This is a genomic window from Sagittula sp. SSi028, from assembly GCF_048553715.1.
Taxonomy (GTDB): Bacteria; Pseudomonadota; Alphaproteobacteria; order Rhodobacterales; family Rhodobacteraceae; genus Sagittula.
Genome location: NZ_JBLZNC010000001.1, coordinates 513,510 through 535,041, shown reverse-complemented (window position 1 = coordinate 535,041; position 21,532 = coordinate 513,510). Strand labels below are relative to the sequence as shown.

At 60.6% G+C, this 21,532-nt stretch carries 20 protein-coding genes and 1 tRNA gene; 11 read left to right on the top strand and 10 right to left on the bottom strand.

Annotated elements, in window-relative coordinates; translation table 11 throughout:
• Positions 1-140 precede the first annotated feature (140 nt).
• On the bottom strand, positions 141-947 hold the full coding sequence (gene fabI / locus ACN5AZ_RS02545; RefSeq protein ID WP_419427270.1) for an enoyl-ACP reductase FabI: 807 nt from the start codon (positions 945-947) through the stop codon (positions 141-143).
• A 136-nt stretch (positions 948-1,083) separates the two neighbouring features.
• Between fabI and pdxH the strand changes: the two genes are divergently transcribed.
• The 6 genes from pdxH (at position 1,084) to ACN5AZ_RS02515 (ending at position 7,943) form a co-directional block, all read left to right on the top strand.
• A complete protein-coding gene (gene pdxH, locus ACN5AZ_RS02540) occupies positions 1,084-1,689 on the top strand; it encodes a pyridoxamine 5'-phosphate oxidase (protein ID WP_419427464.1) in 606 nt (201 codons plus the stop codon).
• Positions 1,690-1,860: 171 nt separating this feature from the next.
• The gene (locus tag ACN5AZ_RS02535; RefSeq protein WP_419427269.1) at positions 1,861-2,388 is read left to right on the top strand and encodes a cold-shock protein; all 528 of its coding nucleotides are present in this window, start codon (positions 1,861-1,863) and stop codon (positions 2,386-2,388) included.
• Between the two features lie 17 nt (positions 2,389-2,405).
• Positions 2,406-2,867 carry a DUF192 domain-containing protein gene (locus ACN5AZ_RS02530; protein WP_419427268.1) on the top strand — a complete coding sequence of 154 codons (462 nt, stop codon included), beginning with the start codon at positions 2,406-2,408 and terminating at the stop codon, positions 2,865-2,867.
• Between the two features lie 63 nt (positions 2,868-2,930).
• Positions 2,931-3,007: transfer RNA gene (locus ACN5AZ_RS02525), tRNA-Pro, on the top strand.
• A gap of 576 nt (positions 3,008-3,583) precedes the next feature.
• Positions 3,584-7,234: a vitamin B12-dependent ribonucleotide reductase gene (locus ACN5AZ_RS02520; protein ID WP_419427267.1), complete on the top strand. Its 3,651-nt coding sequence runs from the start codon at positions 3,584-3,586 to the stop codon at positions 7,232-7,234.
• 451 nt (positions 7,235-7,685) lie between these two features.
• Positions 7,686-7,943 (top strand): hypothetical protein, encoded by a 258-nt coding sequence (locus ACN5AZ_RS02515; RefSeq protein ID WP_419427266.1) that lies wholly within the window; start codon positions 7,686-7,688, stop codon positions 7,941-7,943.
• Positions 7,944-7,986: 43 nt separating this feature from the next.
• Here ACN5AZ_RS02515 and ACN5AZ_RS02510 read toward each other — a convergent pair whose 3' ends face one another.
• Entirely contained in the window at positions 7,987-8,613 is a 627-nt protein-coding gene (locus ACN5AZ_RS02510; RefSeq protein WP_419427265.1) for a YitT family protein, read from the bottom strand.
• Positions 8,614-8,726: 113 nt separating this feature from the next.
• Between ACN5AZ_RS02510 and ACN5AZ_RS02505 the strand changes: the two genes are divergently transcribed.
• On the top strand, positions 8,727-9,593 hold the full coding sequence (locus ACN5AZ_RS02505) for a glycosyltransferase family 2 protein (RefSeq protein WP_419427264.1): 867 nt from the start codon (positions 8,727-8,729) through the stop codon (positions 9,591-9,593).
• Between the two features lie 35 nt (positions 9,594-9,628).
• On the opposite strand, the gene ACN5AZ_RS02500 is transcribed toward ACN5AZ_RS02505, so the two are convergent.
• Positions 9,629-10,843 (bottom strand): NADP-dependent isocitrate dehydrogenase, encoded by a 1,215-nt coding sequence (locus ACN5AZ_RS02500; protein ID WP_419427263.1) that lies wholly within the window; start codon positions 10,841-10,843, stop codon positions 9,629-9,631.
• 234 nt (positions 10,844-11,077) lie between these two features.
• Here ACN5AZ_RS02500 and ACN5AZ_RS02495 point away from each other — a divergent pair, with 234 nt between their 5' ends.
• Complete coding sequence (locus tag ACN5AZ_RS02495; protein WP_419427262.1) at positions 11,078-11,374, top strand: hypothetical protein; 297 nt, start codon at positions 11,078-11,080, stop codon at positions 11,372-11,374.
• A gap of 1 nt (position 11,375) precedes the next feature.
• On the top strand, positions 11,376-12,770 hold the full coding sequence (locus ACN5AZ_RS02490; RefSeq protein ID WP_419427261.1) for a hypothetical protein: 1,395 nt from the start codon (positions 11,376-11,378) through the stop codon (positions 12,768-12,770).
• On the opposite strand, the gene ACN5AZ_RS02485 is transcribed toward ACN5AZ_RS02490, so the two are convergent.
• From ACN5AZ_RS02485 to ACN5AZ_RS02475, 3 genes are all read right to left on the bottom strand, one after another.
• Positions 12,771-13,988: a multidrug effflux MFS transporter gene (locus ACN5AZ_RS02485; protein ID WP_419427260.1), complete on the bottom strand. Its 1,218-nt coding sequence runs from the start codon at positions 13,986-13,988 to the stop codon at positions 12,771-12,773.
• Between the two features lie 177 nt (positions 13,989-14,165).
• On the bottom strand, positions 14,166-14,810 hold the full coding sequence (locus tag ACN5AZ_RS02480; protein ID WP_419427259.1) for a DsbA family oxidoreductase: 645 nt from the start codon (positions 14,808-14,810) through the stop codon (positions 14,166-14,168).
• Between the two features lie 60 nt (positions 14,811-14,870).
• Complete coding sequence (locus ACN5AZ_RS02475) at positions 14,871-16,382, bottom strand: class I adenylate-forming enzyme family protein (protein WP_419427258.1); 1,512 nt, start codon at positions 16,380-16,382, stop codon at positions 14,871-14,873.
• Between the two features lie 66 nt (positions 16,383-16,448).
• Here ACN5AZ_RS02475 and ACN5AZ_RS02470 point away from each other — a divergent pair, with 66 nt between their 5' ends.
• Positions 16,449-17,078 (top strand): helix-turn-helix domain-containing protein, encoded by a 630-nt coding sequence (locus ACN5AZ_RS02470; RefSeq protein WP_419427257.1) that lies wholly within the window; start codon positions 16,449-16,451, stop codon positions 17,076-17,078.
• A gap of 73 nt (positions 17,079-17,151) precedes the next feature.
• Positions 17,152-17,925 carry a ZIP family metal transporter gene (locus tag ACN5AZ_RS02465; protein ID WP_419427256.1) on the top strand — a complete coding sequence of 258 codons (774 nt, stop codon included), beginning with the start codon at positions 17,152-17,154 and terminating at the stop codon, positions 17,923-17,925.
• A 61-nt stretch (positions 17,926-17,986) separates the two neighbouring features.
• On the opposite strand, the gene ACN5AZ_RS02460 is transcribed toward ACN5AZ_RS02465, so the two are convergent.
• From ACN5AZ_RS02460 to ACN5AZ_RS02445, 4 genes are read right to left on the bottom strand one after another with little or no spacing between them, the layout of a single operon-like run.
• A complete protein-coding gene (locus tag ACN5AZ_RS02460) occupies positions 17,987-19,279 on the bottom strand; it encodes a branched-chain amino acid ABC transporter permease (protein WP_419427255.1) in 1,293 nt (430 codons plus the stop codon).
• Complete coding sequence (locus tag ACN5AZ_RS02455; RefSeq protein WP_419427254.1) at positions 19,276-20,286, bottom strand: branched-chain amino acid ABC transporter permease; 1,011 nt, start codon at positions 20,284-20,286, stop codon at positions 19,276-19,278. The genes ACN5AZ_RS02460 and ACN5AZ_RS02455 overlap by 4 nt, the downstream gene beginning before the upstream one ends.
• A 47-nt stretch (positions 20,287-20,333) precedes the next feature.
• On the bottom strand, positions 20,334-20,738 hold the full coding sequence (locus ACN5AZ_RS02450; RefSeq protein WP_419427253.1) for a hypothetical protein: 405 nt from the start codon (positions 20,736-20,738) through the stop codon (positions 20,334-20,336).
• Between the two features lies 1 nt (position 20,739).
• Complete coding sequence (locus ACN5AZ_RS02445) at positions 20,740-21,483, bottom strand: ABC transporter ATP-binding protein (RefSeq protein ID WP_419427252.1); 744 nt, start codon at positions 21,481-21,483, stop codon at positions 20,740-20,742.
• Between the last annotated feature and the right edge of the window lie 49 nt (positions 21,484-21,532).

The window sequence follows — 21,532 nt, the reverse complement described above, 5'->3', positions numbered from 1 at the left end:
TCTTTGGCAAATAAGCGGATTGCAGCGGGCTATAGCAAACCCGGCCTCAGGGGGGAAGCACCGGCAGGGCAGGGCGTTGGGATAGGTATGAAAAAAGGGACGCAATCGCTTGCGCCCCTCATGTCTCGAACGGTCTGTGTTCAGCCCTTCTGGATGTCGGGGGCGTCCACCGCTTTCATGCCGACCACATGGTAGCCGCTGTCGACGTGGTGGGTCTCGCCCGTCACACCGTTGGACAGATCCGACAGAAGATACAGCGCGGAGCCGCCCACATCGTCGATCGACACGTTGCGGCGCAGCGGCGAGTTGTATTCGTTCCACTTCATGATGTAGCGGAAGTCGCCGATGCCGCTGGCGGCCAGCGTCTTGATCGGACCGGCAGAGATCGCATTGACGCGGATGCCGTCCTTGCCCAGATCCTCGGCCATGTAGCGCACCGATGCCTCCAGCGCAGCCTTGGCCACGCCCATGACGTTGTAATGCGGCATGATGCGTTCGGCCCCGTAGTAAGTCAGCGTCAGGGCGCTGCCGCCGTTCTTCATCATCTTTTCCGCGCGCTGCATCACAGCCGTGAAGGAATAGACAGAGATGTCCATGGTCAGCTGGAAGTTGCCACGGGTGGTGTCCACGTAGCGGCCGCGCAGCTCGTTCTTGTCCGAGAAGCCGATGGCGTGAACCACGAAATCAAGGTTGTCCCAATCCTGCGCGAGGCTGTCGAATAACATATCGATGGAGCCCTCGTCACCCACATCACAGGGCAGAACCAAGCTGGAGCCAAGCTGCTCGGCCAGCGGTACAACGCGTTTTTTCAGCGCCTCGCCCTGATAGGAGAATGCAAGCTCCGCGCCCGCATCGCTCAGCGCCTTTGCGATGCCCCAAGCGATCGACTTGTCGTTGGCCAGTCCCATGATGAGACCACGCTTTCCCGCCATCAACCCGTTTGACATGTCCGACCTTTCCACCAAATCCTTTGTAATCTGTCGTCTAAGGGATCGCTTTGTGGCGAACAAGGGCGCAAACATCGAAACCCTGACTTTGCGTCAGGCGAAAGGCCCGCAGGGGCAAGGACAAAAGGCACAAGACATGAGCGAAAGAGACGGCATCTTTGCAGGCGACGACCCATTCGAGATCGCGCGCCGCTGGCTGGCAGAGGCCGAAAAGACCGAGCCCAACGACCCGAACGCCATCGCCTTGTCCACAGTGGATGCGGAGGGCATGCCCAACGCGCGGATGGTGCTGCTGAAGGGTATCGAAGCGGACGCTTTTGTCTTCTACACCAACTACGGCAGTGTGAAGGCCGCCGAGATCGAACAGTCCGGCAAGGCCGCCTTTGTGATGCATTGGAAATCGCTGCGCCGTCAGATCCGCGTACGTGGGACGGTGACGCGCGAGGAGGGGCCGCAGGCCGATGCCTACTATAAATCGCGCTCGCTCAAAAGCCGTCTGGGGGCCTGGGCCTCGCGTCAAAGCGCGCCTTTGGCGAGTCGTGCAGACTTGATGGCCGAGGTGGCAAAAGTGACAGCTCGACAGGGTCCGAACCCGGATCGCCCACCCTTTTGGGGAGGGTTCCGTATACGTCCGTATGAGATTGAATTCTGGGCTGACGGGCAATTCAGGCTACATGACCGTTTTCGTTGGATAAAAATTGAACCAACTGGAAACTGGGATATAACACGGCTGAACCCCTGATAAGTCACTGTTAACCATAAACCATTTCGCGTTACGTGAAATGTAGCGTTTTGGTTGATTGCGCAAATATTTGCTCACCTGACACAAATTCGGTCAGGTGATTGCTTGCGTCTGCTCCAAAGATTGTTTCAGAACGGTCACGGGGATATGTGAATTTGCGTTGGGATTAGCGTGGAAGAAGAAACGACAGAGGTACGGGTAATCGCCGGTAAGGTGAAATGGTTTGACCCGGTCAAAGGCTTCGGATTTGTCCTCGCTGACGAGGGCGGTCCCGATATTTTGTTGCATGCCAATGTGCTGCGCAACTTTGGTCAAAGCTCCGTGGCAGATGGCTCACGCGTGGAAATCGGTGTGCAACGCACCGATCGCGGCGTGCAAGCCACCGAAGTCATCAAGATTGAGCCACCAGAGAGCAGCGAGGGCGCGCCGCTTGCCGATTTCGAGGATCTTGATCCCGAGGTGATGGCACAGGCGGTTCTGGAACCCGCACGGGTGAAATGGTTCGACAAGGCCAAAGGCTTTGGCTTTGCAAATGTGTTCGGAAAGTCCGATGATGTGTTCATTCATATAGAAGTCCTGCGGCGCTCGGGGCTGGCGGATCTGCAACCGGGCGAGGCGCTCGCGGTGCGGGTTGTCGACGGACGCCGGGGCCGGATGGCAATGGAAGTGAACGCATGGGAAGCTGGTTTGAACCGCTGAACCGATTGAAAGCCAGAATGTGGGGCGCGGCCGGGGCACTGGCCGCGTTTTCTGTGTGTGCCACGCCGGTCTGGGCCGATTGCCGCGAGGATACGGTGTTTCTGCGCGGCGACTTCGGGCAGGCGCGGTTTTCGGTCGATGTGGTGGACACGCCGGATGCGCGCAGCCAGGGGCTGATGTTTGTGGAACAGATGCCCGCCAGCAAAGGCATGCTCTTTGTTTATGAAACAGCGCGGCCCGTGGCCTTCTGGATGAAGAACACATTGATTCCGCTCGATATGATTTTCGCCGATGCGCAGGGCGTGGTGCAGAACGTCCACGCCAATGCGATCCCCGGTGACCTGACCCCGATTCCCGGCGAGGGGGACATCCAGTACGTTCTGGAGATCAACGGCGGCCTTGCCGCGCAGCTTGGGATTGATGCCGGCAGTGAAATGCAGCACCCCGCAATCAAGGACGCGGCCTGGGCCTGCGATTGATCGCAACTTCGGGTGTTTTTTCGCTTTTCATCGCCGGAATAGGTCGGTAAACGACAGCCCAGTCGGGGCGTGGCGCAGCCTGGTAGCGCGTCTGTTTTGGGTACAGAAGGTCGTGAGTTCGAATCTCGCCGCCCCGACCACTTTCTTCCTACAAGTGACGATACGAACCTGATGGCCACTAAATGTAGTGGCTGCCTGTTATAGCAGTCCGCCTATCCATGCAGCCTGTGGACGGTTTCCACCTCCGCCGAGGTGCATTTCCCTTGTCCGTCGCGCGCGGGCCACAGTTTTCGTGTTAATCCCAGTTAACGCAAGGTAAATCCGGCAGCGATTGAATTTCGGGCACGGCAGGTCTCGTCTGTGGATAACTCTGTGCAAAGCCCTGCAAAATCGTGACAAATTTTGACGATGCAGGATTAACAGACTGTGAATGAATCGGGGGCAGACACATCGCGTTGTGGTCCAGCCTCCGGTCAACACAAAATATATGTGCATAAGGTAAAAAATAGGTTTGACCTGAAGCCGGTCTCTTGGCCATTTTGTGCGGGCCGATCAAAGCAACACCACATGTAGTGGGGTCAGGCTAGGAGCAGCAAAACGCAACAATTCGGGCGGAGAGGGACACTCCGGCGAACGCGCCTGTTCGGGCGTGGGTGATGTTTTGCACCCTGATGCAGGGTCGGCATTGGTAAAATTTACTTTGCGATGGGGCAGTCATGAAGATCGAGAGAAAATACACCAAAGCCGGACAGGACGCTTATGCCGGGGTCGAATTTATCACCACGTCATCGGAAATCCGAAACCCTGACGGCACCACGGTCTTCTCTCTCGACAATGTCGAAATCCCCGCAAAATGGAGCCAGGTCGCAAGCGATGTGATCGCGCAGAAATACTTTCGCAAAGCCGGTGTTCCGGTCGAGCTGAAGCGCGTCGCCGAAGACAATGTGCCCGAATTCCTGTGGCGGTCGGTCCCCAAGACCAAAACCACCAAAAAGGTGGGCGAGACCTCGGCGCGTCAGGTGTTCGACCGACTGGCCGGTGCCTGGGCCTATTGGGGCTGGAAGGGCGGCTATTTCTCGACCGAGGAAGACGCGCAGGCCTATTATGATGAGATGCGCTATATGCTGGCGACCCAAGTGGCCGCGCCCAACAGCCCGCAATGGTTCAACACTGGCCTGCATTGGGCCTACGGCATCGATGGTCCCGGTCAGGGGCACCACTATGTCGACCACCAGACCGGCAAGCTGGTGAAATCCACCTCTGCCTATGAACATCCGCAGCCGCATGCCTGCTTTATCCAGTCGGTCAGCGACGATCTGGTCAATGAAGGCGGGATTATGGATCTTTGGGTCCGGGAGGCGCGCCTGTTCAAATACGGCTCCGGCACCGGCACGAACTTTTCCTCGCTGCGCGCCGAGGGGGAATCGCTGTCGGGCGGCGGCAAATCCTCTGGCCTGATGGGTTTTCTCAAGATCGGTGACCGCGCGGCGGGCGCGATCAAATCCGGCGGCACCACGCGCCGTGCGGCCAAGATGGTGATCTGTGATGCGGACCACCCCGACATCGAGGAATTCATCAACTGGAAAGTCAAAGAAGAACAAAAGGTTGCCAGCATCGTTGCGGGCTCCAAGATGCACGAGAAGATGCTGAACGGCATTTTCGATGCGATCCGCAGCTATACCGGTTCGGGCGATGCTTATTCTGCGGCAGACAACAAAACGCTTAAAAAGGCGCTGCGCACAGCCAAGCAGGTGATGATCCCTGAAACCTACATCAAGCGTGTGCTGGATTACGCGCGTCAGGGCTATGCCTCGATCGAATTCCCGACCTACGACACCGACTGGGATTCCGAGGCCTACGCCAGCGTGTCTGGCCAGAACTCCAACAACTCGATCCGCGTGACCGATGCCTTCCTTGAGGCGGTGCGCGAAAACAAACCGTGGGAGCTGATCCGTCGCACCGATGGCAAGGTCGCCAAAACGGTGCAGGCGCGCGAGCTGTGGGAGCAGATCGGTCACGCCGCTTGGGCCTGCGCCGATCCGGGCATCCAGTTCCACGACACAGTGAACGCATGGCACACATGCCCCGAGGACGGTGCCATTCGCGGCTCCAACCCTTGTTCGGAATATATGTTCCTTGACGACACGGCCTGCAACCTTGCGTCGATGAACCTGCTGACCTTCTTGCAGGACGGCAGTTTTGACGCCGAAACCTATATGCATGCGACGCGCCTGTGGACCTTGACCTTGGAAATTGCGGTCCTGATGGCACAGTTCCCGTCCAAGGAAATCGCGCGGCGGTCCTATGACTTCCGCACGCTGGGTCTGGGCTATGCCAACATCGGCGGGCTGCTTATGAACATGGGTCTGGGCTATGACAGCCGCGAGGGGCGCGCCTTGTGTGGTGCGCTGACCGCGATCATGTCCGGTGTGGCCTATGCGACCTCTGCCGAGATCGCAGGCGAGGTGGGGGCCTTTGCCCGCTTTGAGGCGAACCGCTCCCACATGTTGCGCGTCATCCGCAATCACCGCAACGCCGCCCACGGCAAGACCGACGGCTATGAAGAGCTGGCGGTGAAACCTGTGGCGCTCGATCACGCGGGCTGCCCCGATCAGAAGCTGGTCGCGCTGGCACAGGGGGCCTGGGACGAGGCGCTGAAACTCGGCGAACGTCACGGGTATCGCAACGCGCAGGTGTCGGTCATCGCGCCCACAGGCACCATCGGTCTGGTGATGGATTGCGACACGACGGGCATCGAGCCGGACTTTGCGCTGGTGAAGTTCAAAAAGCTCGCCGGTGGCGGTTACTTCAAGATCATCAACCGGTCTGTGCCCGCTGCGCTGGTCAAGCTGGGCTACAGCTCCAGCCAGATCGAGGAGATCATTTCCTACGCGGTCGGCCATCAGACGCTGGGCAATGCGCCGGGGGTCAACCATACCTCTTTGATCGGTCACGGCTTTGGCCCTGCGCAGATCGAAAAGATCGAAGCGGCGCTCGCCACCGCCTTTGACATCCGGTTCGTGTTCAACCAGTGGACGCTGGGCGAGACCTTCTGCACCGAGGTGCTGGGCATCCCGCAGGCCAAGCTGAACGATCCGACCTTCGATCTGCTGCGCCATCTGGGCTACAGCAAAACCGACATCGACGCGGCCAACGACCACGTTTGCGGCACCATGACGCTGGAGGGCGCGCCCTTCCTGAAGGATGAACACCTGTCGGTCTTTGATTGCGCCAACCCCTGCGGCAAGAAGGGCAAGCGCTACCTGTCGGTCGAGGCACACATTCACATGATGGCGGCGGCGCAGTCCTTTATCTCGGGCGCGATTTCCAAGACCATCAACATGGCAAACTCCGCCACCATCGAAGACTGCCAGAACGCCTACGAGCTGTCGTGGTCGCTGGGGATCAAGGCGAACGCGCTGTATCGTGACGGGTCAAAACTGTCGCAGCCGCTGGCCGCGGCACTGGTCGAAGACGACGACGAAGCCGCCGAGATCATGGAATCCGGCGCGCCGCAGGAAAAGGCGCAGGTTCTTGCCGAAAAGATCGTCGAGAAGATCGTGGTCAAGGAGATCGTCAAATCCGAGCGCACCAAGATGCCGGAGCGCCGCAAGGGTTACACCCAAAAGGCCGTGGTCGGCGGGCATAAGGTCTATCTGCGTACGGGTGAATATTCGGACGGCTCTTTGGGCGAGATCTTCATCGATATGCACAAGGAAGGCGCAGGCTTCCGCGCGATGATGAACAACTTTGCCATCGCGGTCTCCGTGGGTCTGCAATACGGTGTGCCGCTCGAAGAGTTCGTCGACGCCTTCACGTTTACCAAGTTTGAACCGGCGGGCATGGTGCAGGGCAACGACAGCATCAAAAACGCGACCTCGATCCTTGACTATATCTTCCGCGAACTGGCGGTCAGCTACCTCGACCGCACCGATCTGGCGCATGTCAAACCGCAAGGGGCGGCCTTCGACGATCTGGGGCGCGGGGCCGAGGAAGGCGTGGCCAACGTACAGGAGTTGTCCGAGACAGCCGCCAACCGGTCCTTGGAAGTGCTCAAGCAGATCTCGTCGACCGGATATCTGCGCAAACGTCTGCCGCAGGAGCTGGTGGTGCTGCAGGGCGGTCACAGCGATCCGGTCTCTGCGCTCAACACGCTGGTGCCGGAAACGGCGGGCACGGGCACAGTGACTGCGGCGACCTCGACCGTGGCGGTGGCGCAGGCGACCCTGTCGATGGACGAACGCACCAAAGCCAAGATGCAAGGCTACGAAGGCGAGGCCTGCGGCGACTGCGGCAACTACACCTTGGTCCGCAATGGCACCTGCATGAAATGCAACACCTGCGGCGGCACCAGCGGCTGTAGCTGATCGGATCGGGGCGGTGTGTTCCGCCGCCCCGCATACGACCCACTGGGGGAGTGTCCCTTGCCCGCGTCCCCGGGCATCGGCGCTTTGGGGTCGGGATGGGACGTCTTTCCATCCGAACACGGGGTCGGTGCGCTGACCCTGAGCGCGGGCAGGGCCGCAGGCAATAAACAAAACGAGCGGTGATATATCAGAGCCCTGTCAGCGAACCTCAGGGGTCCCCATTGCGGGGCCCCTTTTTCATGCGCGTGGGCGCAGCCCTGCCCAAAGCGGGCTTTGACGATGGCGGATCTGCGCGGTGTGTAGCGGTGCGGCCTTGAACCGCCGATCGCATCATCATGAAAAGGCGGGGTTTTGCGCGGATCAGGGCCGGGGGCGGATGGCGCTGGCGCAACGGGATCGGGGGCCCCATGTCTGGTGCACGTCAACAGCACCACTCACGGAGGAAATGACGATGAAGACCATGATCCTGACATCCGCAGCCCTGCTGGGCCTTGGCACCGCAGCTTTTGCCGCAGACGAGTTGCGCTCGGTCTATGATACGGACGAGGACGGCTATGTCACCTTTGCCGAGCTGCAAAACGCCCATCCCGACGTCAGCATGGAGTCCTTCTACGAGGCGGACACAGACGCCGATGGTCTGCTCAACGCCCGCGAGATCGCCGAAGGCAAGACCGAAGGGCTACTGCCGAAAGGCGACGAGAAAGGGTAATGCACCTCGGCATCGGGCGTGGTTTGCGCGCCCGGTGCCGTCTTTAGGATGACCGTCCGATATAGCGGTCCCCGCGGTGGTTCACGGTGATCATCAGATTAAGGATAACCGCGCCCAACAGCGACAGCGCCGCCACATCCCAAGGAAACATCACGAAGGCCAGCACAAAGACAAAGGCGTCAAAAGACAGCTGCGTGTTGCCTGCCGGGATCTTGCGCGTCTCTTGCAGCCACAACGCCACAATGCCGACACCGCCCAATGTCGCGCCGTGCCGGAACAGAACGATCAGCGCGATGCCCGCCAGAACCCCAAACACGATCGCGGCCATCAGCGGGTGCAGCACCGTAATCGTTAGCCCCAATGGCAGGATTTCGGTAAACAGCGACAACAAAGCCACGGCAGCAAAGGTCTTGAGCGTGAATCGCCAGCCCATCTGTCGCCACGCGATAATGTAGAACGGCAGGTTCAGCACAAAAAACACCGCGCCAAAGGACCAGCCGCCCGCGTAGCTTAGCAGCAGTGACAGACCGGCGATCTGTCCGGTGATCAGCCCACCCGCCTTCAGCACCATCACCGCCAAGGCCATGCTCAACGTGCCTACGATCAGACCGACCACATCCTCCCAAAAGGTGTGACGGTCAGGTGGCGGAAGGTGCAAAAGTGTCGGCATGGGCTTTCGATGCCGCATTCCGACATAAAGCGCAAGCATGCAGCGGCCTTTGCTAGCGTGAGTTGCGCGATCTGCGCTAGCGTTGCGCAGCTTGTTGGGGAAGGGACGTGTTCATGGCCGTGGCGGCGTTGACGATGGTGTACCGTGACACTTGGGCCTTGTCGCGGTGGTATGCCCATCACGCGCGCCAGTTCGGAGCGCGCAATCTGTTTGTCGTGGCCCATGGCGAAGACCCCGAGATCGCGCGGATCTGCCCGGAGGCGTCTATCATCACCATTCCGCGTGATGATCTGGCCCATTTCGACCGTCGGCGCGCGCAGATGCTCGACGGGTTTCACGCCGGCTTGTCAAAGGCTTATGATTGGGTCGTGCGCACTGATGCGGATGAATTGATCTGTGTCGACCCCGCGCTGTGGCGCGACGTGCCACAGGCCTTGGCCGCACAAGACGGCCCTGTGGTGACCGCGCTTGGGTTTGATGTGGTGGAACTGCCGGGCGACGCGCCGATGCACGATGCGCCGGTGTTGTCGCAGCGTCGCAATATCGCCTTTTCGGGGCATTACTCCAAGGCGGTCGCGGCAAATCGGGCGGTGGCATTCCATCTGCATGGGGTGCGGGTCGCCCCGCGAAAGCTGGAAAATTACCCCTTTAACATGCCACGCGGACTGTTTCTGGCGCATCTGAAATACGCCAATCGCGCGGTGTTGCAGGCCGGTTCAGCACAGCGCGAGGCCATAGCAAATGGCAGCGCGCCCGGCCTTCCGGGTTCCGGTTGGGCGGATGCCACAGGCGATGCCGCGCGATTCCTCACCGATTTCGAAGCCAAGCCAGAGGTGACTTGGCAAAAGGCAGAGCGCCGCGCCTATGAGGCGCTGTCCCAAAACCCGAGCCGAAATGCCAAGGCATCTGTGGTCAAAACCCACGCGCTTAAAATGAAAATGCGCTGCCTTTTACCGGATCGCTTTGCCGAACAGGGCTAGGCGCGACGGAGTCCGCCGCGCCGCGCCGCAAGACCTTAACCGACCAGCGCCTTGTTCAGGTTTTCGTCAATCTTCTCAAGGAAACCCATGGTCGTCAGCCAACCCTGATCCGGCCCCACCAACAGGGCAAGGTCCTTGGTCATGTAACCGGCTTCGACGGTTTCGATAATCACCCGCTCCAGCGTTTCGGCAAAGGCGCGCAGGGCCACGTTCTCGTCAAGTTTTGCGCGGTGCTTCAACGCGCCGGTCCAAGCGTAGATCGATGCGATCGAGTTGGTCGAGGTCGCTTCGCCCGCCTGATGCTGGCGATAGTGGCGGGTGACGGTGCCATGGGCCGCCTCGGATTCCACAATGCGGCCGTCCGGCGTCATCAGCTGAGAGGCCATCATGCCCAGCGAACCGAACCCTTGCGCCACGGTGTCGGACTGCACGTCGCCATCGTAGTTCTTGCACGCCCAGACGAATTTACCGTTCCACTTCAGGGCACACGCCACCATGTCATCAATCAGCCGGTGTTCGTACCAGATACCTGCGTCTTTAAACCGGTCTGCGAACTCCTCCTCGTAAATCTCTGCAAACAAATCCTTAAATCTGCCGTCGTAGGCTTTAAGAATTGTGTTTTTTGTCGACAGATACACCGGCCAACCCAGGTTCAACCCGTAATTGAACGAGGCGCGGGCAAAGTCGCGGATCGATTCATCTTGGTTGTACATGCCCATGTAAACACCCGCGTCGGGGGCATCATAGACTTCGCGCTCGATCACCTCGCCATTAGCGCCTTCCCATTTCATCGTCAGCTTACCGCCAGAGGGGAAATGGAAATCGGTCGCCTTGTACTGATCGCCAAAGGCATGGCGGCCCACCACGATGGGCGATGTCCAGCCGGGCACCAAACGCGGGACGTTGCGGCAGATGATAGGCTGGCGGAACACCACGCCGCCAAGGATATTGCGGATGGTGCCATTGGGGCTGCGCCACATCTTTTTCAGGCCGAATTCCTCAACGCGTGCCTCATCCGGCGTGATCGTCGCGCATTTGACCGCGACGCCGATTTCCTTTGTCTTTTCAGCGGCATCAATGGTGATCTGGTCGTCGGTGCGATCGCGTTCCTCGATGCCGAGATCATAGTAAAGCAATTCGAGATCCAAGTACGGAAGGATCAGCTTTTCCTTGATAAAGGCCCAAATGATGCGGGTCATTTCGTCGCCGTCCATTTCGACGATGGGATTGTCGACCTTGATCCGGGTCATTGTGCTTTCCTTCCGGTGGGTGAATCACTTGATACGCTTCTATCCCAAGATCCGTTAAACAGAAATGTTGCGGCTATATCTGTATAGGATTTCCTAATGCGGGCCGAAAAACTGCGCGCATTTGTTCGCGCTTTGGTCCTGCGGAATAAAGAATCGGGTAAGGGTTTGGGCGTAATGATCCCGCCCATGAAGATGTTGACCGTTCCCTTTCGTTGTCCGGCTCAAGGTCGGGATGTGGCTTTGCTTATTGTCACGGTAATTCTGACCTTTGGGTTTTCCGTCGCGGTTATGGTCAGCGCCATGCCTGCGCGTGATGAATCACCGGTGCTGCTGTTGGCGAGCCCTTGGGGCACGCCCGCGCTTCAGATCGCTGTGGCGCATGGGGGGCAGTCGCTCGCGCCTTGGGCGTTGCGGGACATGGTTGCACTGGTCCGGTTCGACGGTGCGACACCGGTGGACGCCCTGCGGGACGCTGGGGTCTGGGCGGTTCTGGATGGGCAGGCCGTGGCTGCCTTGTGCGGGGTCGATTAGCATGTACTTCCTTGCCGAACCCGATCATGATCAACGCATTCGCGCCCTGATCCATGGTGTCTCGCTGCTGTTACTGCCCACGGCCCCCTTGGCCAGCCTGATCACCACAGCAGATCCGCGATTGGCTCTGATCGGGGCCGTGGCTTTGGGGCTGCTGACAATTTATTGTCTGCGCAGCCGTCACAGCTTTCTGTCCGAATACATTCTTGCCACAGCGCTGGTTGGGCAGGCGATCTTGCTGGTCGCGGTCTTTGCCGGTCATCCGTGGCAATTGGACATGCATATGGTGTTTTTTGTTCTATTGGCGATAGTGGCACTTTTGGGGCGGACCGGGCCGCTTATTTGGGCCGGAAGCATGATGGTGCTGCACCATGTCGGCCTGACGTTGATGTTTCCGGCGGTGGTTTTTGGTGGTGAGGATCTAGCGATCAACCTGCTGCGCAGTGGTCTACACGCTGGCGTTATTTTGCTGGAAACCACGGTCTTGGTGTGTGCTCTACAAACCCATTCCCAAACGCTGGAGCAAGTCGATCTGGAGGCCCGCCGCGCCGATGACCGTGCCAAACGCGCGGCAGAGGCAGAGGCGGATGCCACAGCTACGCGCGGTCGCACAGCCCTGATCCTGCAAGGTTTCCAAAGAACCTTTGATCAAGTGTCGCGACGGCGTCGGGGTTCTAGACAGGATACAGCGGCGCCCTCCGCACGGGATGACGCCCTTTCCCGTGAATTTGACGAGATGATCGCCAGCCTGCGTGACACGCTTGAGGATACGCGCGGTGTTATCGGCAGTTTTTCGGCCGAGGGGCTCGGATTGCCACAGGCGTTGTCAGAATTGGCACGTCTGACAGACCTGCAGGATAACGTCGTGTCGGAAATGACCGTGGCTGCGCGGGAGATTGCACAGGATTTGGCCATCTGCATGGCCGAGGCTGAGAAATACGCGCCCAGGGAGCGCCGCAAGGTGCCAAGGTGCAACATGCAGGAAAATGCCCGGCAGATTCGCGACATCGCTGAGGTCATTCAGGATATCGCCCTGCTGGCGGATCTTCTGGCGCTGATCACCGAAGCGGAGGCTACGGAAGCACAGAATGCCACGGTGACAGAGGCGGCTGCCGCGGCGCGCACCTTGAGCCGACAAACAGCGGATAGCGCGCTCGATATTCAACATGTGATCGAAGCCGCCAGCCGGTTTGCCATTTCCGCGCCAGAGATGAAGGACAAACTGGATCGGGCGCTGGATGCGATCGGCCAGCAAACCCGCGACGTGCGCAGTTTGACTGTGCCTCTGCGGGACGCATTGGAACAGCGCATGATGCGGGAACAGCAACGCGCGGCCCAAATGCCTGATGTGTTTCTAGAGGGCGAGGCCTTGGACGATTGGTTGCGCAGCGCGTGATCAAACCGATATCGCGCGTTCGCAACCCAGCCGAAGCATGAGCAGCAGCCCGAGGCTCGCGAACACAACGCCACCGATGAGCAGGGGAAACGGCGTGCCATTGAATGCCAGCCCCAGTGGCACTGCCAAAACGACGGCCAGAACAGTGGACACGGCGCTCACCATCGATGCAGCGGTGCCGGCGATATGGCCCATCGGCTCTAGCGCAATGGCATTCAGATTGCCGATTCCCAGACCGGCCTGAAAAAACTGTGCCTGCTGCCACAGCAGCAGCCAAAGCAGCTTGGCCGTGGGCGACTCCACTTGAGCCAGCGCAACGATCACGACCACCGTCGTCGAAATATAGCCGATAAACATGGCCTTCACCAAACGGCGCATCCCCAGTCGCACCACCAGACGAGCATTGAGGTAACTGGACGACGCGGTGATGATAGCCGTCAGTCCGAACCACAAGGGAAAACTCTCACCCCGTCCGAGCCACTGTTCGTAAATGGGCTGGATCGAGGAGATCGTGGCAAACAACCCGCCAAAGCACAGCGATAAAACCGCGATGGACAAGCGGACCTCTCGATGCGCGGCGAGCTCTGCCACCGCATGTTCCAGCGTCGCAAATTGCAGCGGACGGCGCCGCTCGGCGGGCAGCGTTTCCGGCATGCGCAGAATAAACCACCCGCTCGACACCACGCCGAAGACGGTGAAGGCAAGAAAAATCGCATGCCAATCCGCCACGCGCAGGATCTGCGCGCCCATCAGGGGAGCCAAGGCAGGAATTAACGCAAAAACGATCATGATAAACGACATGATCTGCGCCATCGCACGTCCGGCATACAGATCGCGGATCACGGCCATCACCACGACCCTCGGCCCCGACGCGCCCAGACCTTGCACCAGTCTTGTCAGCAGCAGCCACAGCATGCTTTCACTGAAGACCGCCGCCAGCGAGGCCGCGATATACAGCGCGACGCCACCCACAATGACCGGCTTGCGCCCGAATTGATCCGACAGCGGTCCGCTGACAAAGGTGCCAAGCCCCATGCCCAGCACGAAACTGGTGACCACAAGCTGCGCGGCATTGGGGGAGGCTGAGGCCAGATCCTCGGCGATGCGGGGCAGGGCCGGCATCATCGCATCAATGGAAAAGGCCACCAAAGCGGTCAAAATGCCCATCAGCGCGATAAACTCGCGGCGGGGTGGCAAACGGTCAGCGGCGTCAGTCATGGTATCGCTTTCGGATAGTCTGCCACGGACCGGACGGGCGGGCATGTCGCGCGCTTTTTGCGCCGCATGAGCCAGAGGTGCAAGGCGCGCCACCGCACACGCCACGGGTGACTTTGTGCGGCAGCGTCCATCGGGCCAGACGCCAAGCGGCCCGAAGACGGGACTTTGCAACGATCGTCAGGCAGCGGGGTCCGCGCCGGTCCGCAATTCTTGGATCACGCGGGACCACAATTCCGGCGGCTGCGCACCGGGCACCGCATGTTGGCCCGCCACAATGAATGTCGGCACCGACGAAATTCCCATTCCACGGGCCGATGCATCGCGTTCGACAATCTCGCGCCGATCCGCATCGGATTCCATCAGGCGCAGCACCATGCTGGCATCCATGCCCGCGCCGTCGGCGATATCCGCGAGCACCTCGGTATTGCCAATGTCGCGCCCGTCGACAAAATAGGCGCGGAACAGCGCCGAAACCACCGGGGTCTGGCGGCCTTCGACTTCGGCCCAATGGATCAAGCGGTGGGCGTTGACCGTGTTCGGCGTGGTCTTGATCCGGTCAAGGTTCATGGGCAGGCCGGCCTTGTCCGCGTGTTCCTGCACGGGCGCATAGGCCCGAACGGCCCCGGCCTTACCGCCGAATTTGCCTTCAAGGTAGGCGCGGCGGTCCATCCCTTCGGCGGGCATGGCGGGGTTCAGCATGAAGGGCAGCCACCGGATGCGGAAGGGGTGTCCGGGGTTCTGTTCCATCGCGCGGTCAAGATAGGATTTGCCGATATAGCACCACGGGCAGATGGGATCGGAGAAAATGTCAAGTTGGGTCATATCGGTGGTCCTTGGCACAGGTTTGCGCGGCTCTTAGCACTGCTATCGGAAAAACGCGACCTAAAGGATGTGATCACGCAAAGCGGCACGGATCAACTTCCCGTTGGCATTGCGCGGCAGGCTGTCCAGTCGCACCCAGACACGCGGACATTTATAGGCAGCCAGACGGGATCTCGCATGGGTGTCCAGCCTGTCGGTGTCCAGCTCGGCTTCGGCAAGGTAGAAGGCGGCGATCACGCGCACGCCGTCCTTGATCGCGATGTCTGTGACGGCAAGGTCATGGATGCCGGGCGCGTCAGACAGGGCGGCTTCCACCTCCAACGGGGAGACGCGGTAGCCACCAGCGTTCATCATGTCGTCGCTGCGGCCCAGATATCGGATATTGCCCGCCTGATCCATCTCTCCAAGATCGCCGGTCATGTACCGGTTATGGCGGAACTTTTCAGCGGTGGCATCAGGGGCGTTCAGGTATCCCAGCATCAGACCGGGATCGTCGCGATGCACGGCGATCTGGCCGCTTTCGCCAAGCGGGACCGCCATGCCCGCGTCATCGACAATCGCCACCCGTCTTCCCGTCTGCGGACGCCCCAAAGCGCCGGGAGCCGTGGGGCGGTCGGGTGCGCTGGAAATAAAGGTGGAACATTCCGACATGCCATAGGCCTCGAACACCGGGGTGCTTGTGGCCGCCGTCCATTGCCCCCGGATCGCGTCAGAGAGCTTTTCACCTGCTGCCAAGCCGTGCCGCAGTTTGGGCATGGGGGGCAAAGGAAACTTTAACAGTTTTCGGTAAACGCCCGGCGCGGCTGCAAAAAGCGTGACATCGTTGCGCTTCATCAACAGTGGAAGCTGCGCCGGATCGGTGCCATCGGCGGGGATCATCGCCGTGGCTCCGGCGGTCCAGGGATCCATCAATCCGGTCCCGAGGGTGAAGGTCCAGTTAAACGCCCCCGCATGCAGCATGCGGTCGCTGGCGCGCAAATCATACCAATCGCGCATCATCATCTGCCGCGCCCAGATCGCACGATGGGCATGGGCCACGGCGCGCGGATGGCCCGAGGTCCCCGAGGTATAGACCACATAGGCCAGCCGCTCCGGATCGCCCATGTGGTAGTCCACAGGTGGCAGGTCGCGCCAGCCTTGCAGGGTGTCCAGCCCGATGACCGGCACTTCCGTATCCGGACAGGCCACCGCAGGATCATGCAACACGGCAGCGGGGGCCAGATCGTCGAAAATACGCGCCACCTCGGGCACGGTCAGTTGCGCGGAGGTGGGCACCGGCACCACTCCGGCGGCAATCGCCCCCAGATAGGCCACGGGGAAATCCACCGTATTGCCCAGCCGCATCACCACCAGATCACCGGGCACCAGCCCGTGCTGCAGCAGACCCGTCGCCGTGCCGCGCACAGCAGCAATCAGCCGGTCATAGGACCAGCGTTGCGCGCCGGTGGGTTTGACCACCGACAGGGCGATCTTGTCCGGCGTTGCGGCTCCCGCCGCCAACACATGGGCTGCCAGATTGAACGGGGTCGGGCAGGGCGCAAAGCCCCCCTCATCAAAGATCGAGACTGTCATAATGGATGGAGTAAGCCGCAGCCCTGCGGCTTGCAAGCGGCGAGGGCGCGGCCTATAGCACCCTCCATGTCGATCGATCCCAAAGACAACGCCTCTCTCATCCGTATCGCCCGCGAAAGCGGCGAGGACGCGCATGTGGAACCTCTGGATCTGGGGGCGCGTGTGCGCGAGCTGCGCAAGGATCGCGACTGGACGCTTGAACAGGCCGCCAAGAAAGCCGGTCTGGCGCGCTCGACCCTGTCCAAGATCGAAAACGGCCAGATGTCGCCGACCTATGACGCGCTGAAAAAGCTCGCCATCGGGTTGGAGATATCGGTGCCGCAGCTGTTCACCCAGCCGCAGCAGGCGCAGGTTAACGGGCGCATGGCCGTGACCCGCATGGGCGAGGGCAAGCAACAGGCCACCGTGACCTATGAACACGATCTGCTGGCCGAGACGCTGACCCGCAAAAAGATGCTGCCTTATCGGGCCCGCGTGCGCGCCCGCACGATGGAGGAATTCGACGGCTGGGTCCGCCATGATGGCGAGGAATTCCTGTATGTGCTGACCGGCGTGGTGCGGCTGTACACCGAGTTCTACGAACCCATCGAGATGAAGCGTGGCGACAGCGCTTATTACGATGCCACGATGGGCCATAACGTGGTCTCGGTCTCACCCGAGGATGCCAGCATTCTGTGGGTGACCTCACTGGTGTGATCCACGCCCGCTTGACCTTGGCCCGCTTCGGCCAAGGTTGTGTCAGGTTCTGACTGACACGATTGGAAATCCCATGTCCCCCATCCTGACCGCGCTGATTGGCGGCTCTGTCGCCGCACTGGCAACCACCTCCGGTGCGCTGCCCGCCATCATCGGTCGCAGGATGAGCCAAAGCACCTCTGATATGATGTTGGGCTTTGCGGCGGGTGTGATGCTGTCTGCGGCCTATTTCAGCCTGATTCTGCCGGGGATCGACCGGGCCGAAGCGCAGACCGGATCGGTCTGGTGGGCCGCAGCCATTGCGGCGGCGGGGATATCGCTTGGCGCGGGCTTTGTCTGGCTGCTGAATGCGAAAATCCCGCATGAGCATTTCAAATCCGGCCCCGAAGGCGGCGCGGATCAGGCGACTGTGGCGCGGATCTGGCTGTTTGTCATTGCCATCTCGATCCACAACCTGCCCGAAGGGCTGTCCATCGGTGTGGCCTTCGGGGTGGATCGCGCCAATGGCCTGTCTGTTATGACCGGTATCTCCCTGCAGGACATCCCCGAGGGGTTGGCCGTTGCCGTGGCCTTGATGGGTTTGGGCTACTCACGCTGGACGGCCCTAGGGGTGACGGCGCTGACCGGTGCGTTGGAGATCGTGGGTGCGGTATTAGGCGCGGCGGCGGTGTCCGTCTCGGCTACGCTGCTGCCTTGGGGGCTGACATTCGCTGCGGGTGCCATGTTGTTCATCATCAGCCACGAGATCGTTCCCGAAACCCACCGCCACGGTCATCAGGACAAGGCGACGTTTGGCTTTATCCTCGGGCTGGTCGTCATGATGTTTCTCGATGTGACACTGGGCTAGGCCGCAACGTAAAACCCCCGCCGGTTGGGGCGGAGGTTTTATCCATCAACGCAAGGGCCGGTCAGCGCTCCGGCAGCAGACCGCGTGGCGAGAACCGCAAGACCAGCAACAAGATCACCCCCATGGTCAGCAGCCGCATATGCTGCACCGAACCAAGCAAGTGTGCCTTCAGTGCAGAGCCTTCGGGCAGCGCGGCCGTGGCCCAGACCATCAGCACCGGCCCCAGCGTTTCCACCTGAATCCACAAAAACCAGATCAGGATCCCGCCCAGCACCGCACCAAGGTTATTGCCAGAGCCGCCAACAATCACCATCACCCAGATCAGGAAGGTGTAGCGCAGAGGCTGATAGGCCGTCGGCTGCAAAAGCCCGTCCAGCGTGGTCATCATCGCACCCGCAATCCCGCAGATGGCAGACCCCAGAACAAAGACCTGCAAGTGGCGGAAAGTGACATCCTTGCCCATGGCGCGAGCAGACACTTCGTTGTCGCGGATCGCGCGCATCATCCGGCCCCAAGGGCTGTTGAGCGCCATTTGTGCCAGCACCAGCAGGATGATCAGCACGGCTGCAAACAGCCCGACATAGCCGAGCTTCACATAAAGGGTCGAGGCGCTGACCGCATCCAGCCCCCAGTCCGCCGCCTTGGCGACAAAGGCGGGATCATTCTGTAGGTCGATCTCGTAGGGCATTGGGCGGGGCAGGCCATTGACGTTCTTGACGCCACGGGTCAGCCATTCCTCGTTTTTCATCACGGCGATGATGATCTCCGAGATGCCCAGCGTGGCGATGGCCAGATAGTCCGACCGCAGGCCCAGCGCGGTCTTGCCGATCACCCATGCGGCACCGGCGGCCAGCAAGCCACCCACGGGCCAGGCCAGAACCACCGGCAGACCAAGACCGCCAAGGAATCCTGTCGCAGCAGGGTTCACTGCCTCGATGGCGGCCACCGCGTCATCGCGCATCCAGCGATAGATCACGAACCCCACCACCAGAACCGCCAACAGCGCCCAGGCGCGGCGGGTGCGTTGGTAGACTACAACGGCACAGGCCATGACCACCGCGCCAAGGATCAGGGCAAACAGGGCGCGCGGGCCGCCCGCGCTCCATGCTTCGGGAACCGGCGCCACAGAGGTCAGCACAACCGCCACGCCACCCAGTGCGACAAAGCCCATGACGCCCACGTTAAACAGACCGGCGATGCCCCATTGCAGGTTCACCCCCAGCGCCATGATCGCACTGACCAGCCCCATGGCCACCAGTTTGAGCGCGTAATCCCAGCTTTGAAAGACGCCGGTCAGCACAATCAGCACCGCAACCATTCCGAACAGCGCGTAGGTCTTGAATGTCTGGCTCATACGGATTTCCCCTTGAACAGGCCGGTCGGGCGGAACAACAAAACCACCACAAGGATCATGAAGCTGACCGCAAACTTGTATTCCGTGGCCATCAACTGCACGAGGCCTGACGGCGCCAGCGCCTCTGGCAACACATAGCCCAGAACCTTTTTCCACGCGTAGGTGATGCCCACCTCGGAGAACGCGATAACAAAGCCACCGGCAATCGCGCCCAACGGATTGCCCAAGCCCCCCACAATGGCGGCGGCAAAGATCGGCAACAGAAGCTGGAAATAGGTGAACGGCTTGTAGCTTTTGTCGAGGCCATACAGCACACCGGCAATGGTGATCAGACCGGCGACGATGAGCCATGTGACCACCACGACCCGTTCGGGATTGATGCCTGACAGCAGCGCGAGATCCTCGTTGTCGGAATAGGCGCGCATGGATTTGCCGGTGCGCGTCTTGTTGAGAAACCAGAACAAGGCGGCCACCACGATAATGGCGGTGATCACGGTGATCGCCTGTGTGGTCTTGATGCCCAGCCCCTCGGCGAGCCCGGTCGCCCGTTTGAAATCGCCCGCCGAGATGATGAATCGTTGCCCATCGGCAAAGCGGATATCATCGGTGCCAAGGATCAGACGTGTCAGCCCGTTGTAGACAAACATGACCCCGATAGACACCATCACAAAGATGATCGGCTTGGCCTTTTGTCCGCGGTAAAAGCGGTAGACGGCGCGATCGGTGCCCAGAACCAACAGCGCCGTGCCGGCGATCCCGAAGGGAATGGCCAACAAGGCAGTGGGCAACGGCCCCAGACTGATCCCCCAGGACTGGAACAGCCATGTGAACAGGATGGTAAACATGGTGCCAAAGGCCATGGTATCGCCATGGGCAAAATTGGAAAACCGCAGGATGCCATAGATCATGGTCACCCCAAGCGCGCCCAGCGCCAACTGGCTGCCATAGGTCAGCGCCGGCACCAGCACGAAATTCGTCAGCGCGACCAGCGCGTTCACAAAGTCCATTTACGTCTCCTCGCTGCGCGCGGCAGTCTTGTTCCGGATTTTGAGTGTCATGGCAACGGCTCACAAATGCCGGTGTAGGACACCATCGTCGGCCCATCGGCATAATGCACGGTGTAGCGCACAGCCCCCTCGGCGCTCAGCGTCAGCAAATGCATGCCCAGACCCGCGCCGCCAGTCAGCGACAGCCGCCCGTTGGACAAGGTGCCCAGCATGGTCACATCGCCAGCGTCGCCACGCAGCTCAACCAAAGCGGTAAGGTCCACCTCGCTTTCGCCTGTCGCATCCCCCACCAGTATCGCGTGAAACGCTGTCTCCTGACAGCCCTCTGTCTCGTAGCATTCCGCGCCAAAGGCACAGTCCATCAAAATGGGGGCCGCCACCGGCTCCAGTGCAAGGGCCGGAGCCGCCGCAACCACAGCCAGAACCGCCATTGTTTTGACCATCAAACCCATATCAGCCCCCCAGAAAGCTCTTGCGCACTTCGGGGTCCGCCAAAAGCTCGCGCCCCGATCCGGTGTGCGCATTGGCGCCCTGGACCAGAACATACCCTTTGTCAGCGATCTCCAGCGCCTGCCGCGCATTCTGCTCCACCATCAGGATCGAAATCCCTGTGCGGGCCACCTCGATAATCCGGTCAAACAGCTCGTCCATAACGATGGGCGACACGCCTGCAGTGGGCTCATCAAGCATCAGTACACTGGGTTGCGTCATCAGCGCACGGCCCACCGCCACCTGCTGACGTTGCCCACCTGACAATTCGCCCGCAGGCTGGTGGCGCTTCTCCGCCAAAATCGGGAACAGCTCATAGACCTGCGCCATAGTGGCCGCGATGTCATCCTCGCGAATAAAAGCCCCCATCTCGAGGTTCTCTTCCACCGTCATGGAGGTGAAAATATTATTGGTCTGGGGCACAAAGCCCATCCCCGCCTTGACCCGATCCTGCGGCGACAGACCGGTGATATCACGCCCGTCCAGACGGACCGCCCCGGAGCGCACATCCAGCATCCCGAACACGGCCTTCATCGCTGTGGATTTGCCCGCGCCGTTGGGTCCGACGATCACCGCGATCTCGCCGCGATCCACCGCGATGGTGCACCCATGCAGGATATCGGGCCCCTTGCCATAGCCGCCCGTCATCGTATCGCCAATCAGATAGGGCTGCGCGCCCGCGGCCGGTTGTTCTGCAGTGGTGGTCATGCGCAGCCCCCCTGTTTTTTCTTGGTCGAAATACCTCGGGTGAGCCCCG

Excerpts from the sequence above, each read along its gene's own strand:
- ACN5AZ_RS02480 (WP_419427259.1), bottom strand. The coding sequence starts at position 14,810 with ATGACCCAACTTGACATTTTCTCCGATCCCATCTGCCCGTGGTGCTAT.
- ACN5AZ_RS02530 (WP_419427268.1), top strand. The coding sequence starts at position 2,406 with ATGTGGGGCGCGGCCGGGGCACTGGCCGCGTTTTCTGTGTGTGCCACG.
- ACN5AZ_RS02490 (WP_419427261.1), top strand. The coding sequence starts at position 11,376 with ATGTACTTCCTTGCCGAACCCGATCATGATCAACGCATTCGCGCCCTG.
- ACN5AZ_RS02505 (WP_419427264.1), top strand. The coding sequence starts at position 8,727 with ATGGCCGTGGCGGCGTTGACGATGGTGTACCGTGACACTTGGGCCTTG.
- ACN5AZ_RS02455 (WP_419427254.1), bottom strand. The coding sequence starts at position 20,286 with ATGGACTTTGTGAACGCGCTGGTCGCGCTGACGAATTTCGTGCTGGTG.
- ACN5AZ_RS02510 (WP_419427265.1), bottom strand. The coding sequence starts at position 8,613 with ATGCCGACACTTTTGCACCTTCCGCCACCTGACCGTCACACCTTTTGG.
- ACN5AZ_RS02475 (WP_419427258.1), bottom strand. The coding sequence starts at position 16,382 with ATGACAGTCTCGATCTTTGATGAGGGGGGCTTTGCGCCCTGCCCGACC.
- fabI (WP_419427270.1), bottom strand. The coding sequence starts at position 947 with ATGTCAAACGGGTTGATGGCGGGAAAGCGTGGTCTCATCATGGGACTG.
- ACN5AZ_RS02460 (WP_419427255.1), bottom strand. The coding sequence starts at position 19,279 with ATGAGCCAGACATTCAAGACCTACGCGCTGTTCGGAATGGTTGCGGTG.
- ACN5AZ_RS02465 (WP_419427256.1), top strand. The coding sequence starts at position 17,152 with ATGTCCCCCATCCTGACCGCGCTGATTGGCGGCTCTGTCGCCGCACTG.
- ACN5AZ_RS02515 (WP_419427266.1), top strand. The coding sequence starts at position 7,686 with ATGAAGACCATGATCCTGACATCCGCAGCCCTGCTGGGCCTTGGCACC.
- ACN5AZ_RS02470 (WP_419427257.1), top strand. The coding sequence starts at position 16,449 with ATGTCGATCGATCCCAAAGACAACGCCTCTCTCATCCGTATCGCCCGC.
- ACN5AZ_RS02500 (WP_419427263.1), bottom strand. The coding sequence starts at position 10,843 with ATGACCCGGATCAAGGTCGACAATCCCATCGTCGAAATGGACGGCGAC.
- ACN5AZ_RS02485 (WP_419427260.1), bottom strand. The coding sequence starts at position 13,988 with ATGACTGACGCCGCTGACCGTTTGCCACCCCGCCGCGAGTTTATCGCG.
- ACN5AZ_RS02520 (WP_419427267.1), top strand. The coding sequence starts at position 3,584 with ATGAAGATCGAGAGAAAATACACCAAAGCCGGACAGGACGCTTATGCC.
- pdxH (WP_419427464.1), top strand. The coding sequence starts at position 1,084 with ATGAGCGAAAGAGACGGCATCTTTGCAGGCGACGACCCATTCGAGATC.
- ACN5AZ_RS02450 (WP_419427253.1), bottom strand. The coding sequence starts at position 20,738 with ATGGGTTTGATGGTCAAAACAATGGCGGTTCTGGCTGTGGTTGCGGCG.
- ACN5AZ_RS02445 (WP_419427252.1), bottom strand. The coding sequence starts at position 21,483 with ATGACCACCACTGCAGAACAACCGGCCGCGGGCGCGCAGCCCTATCTG.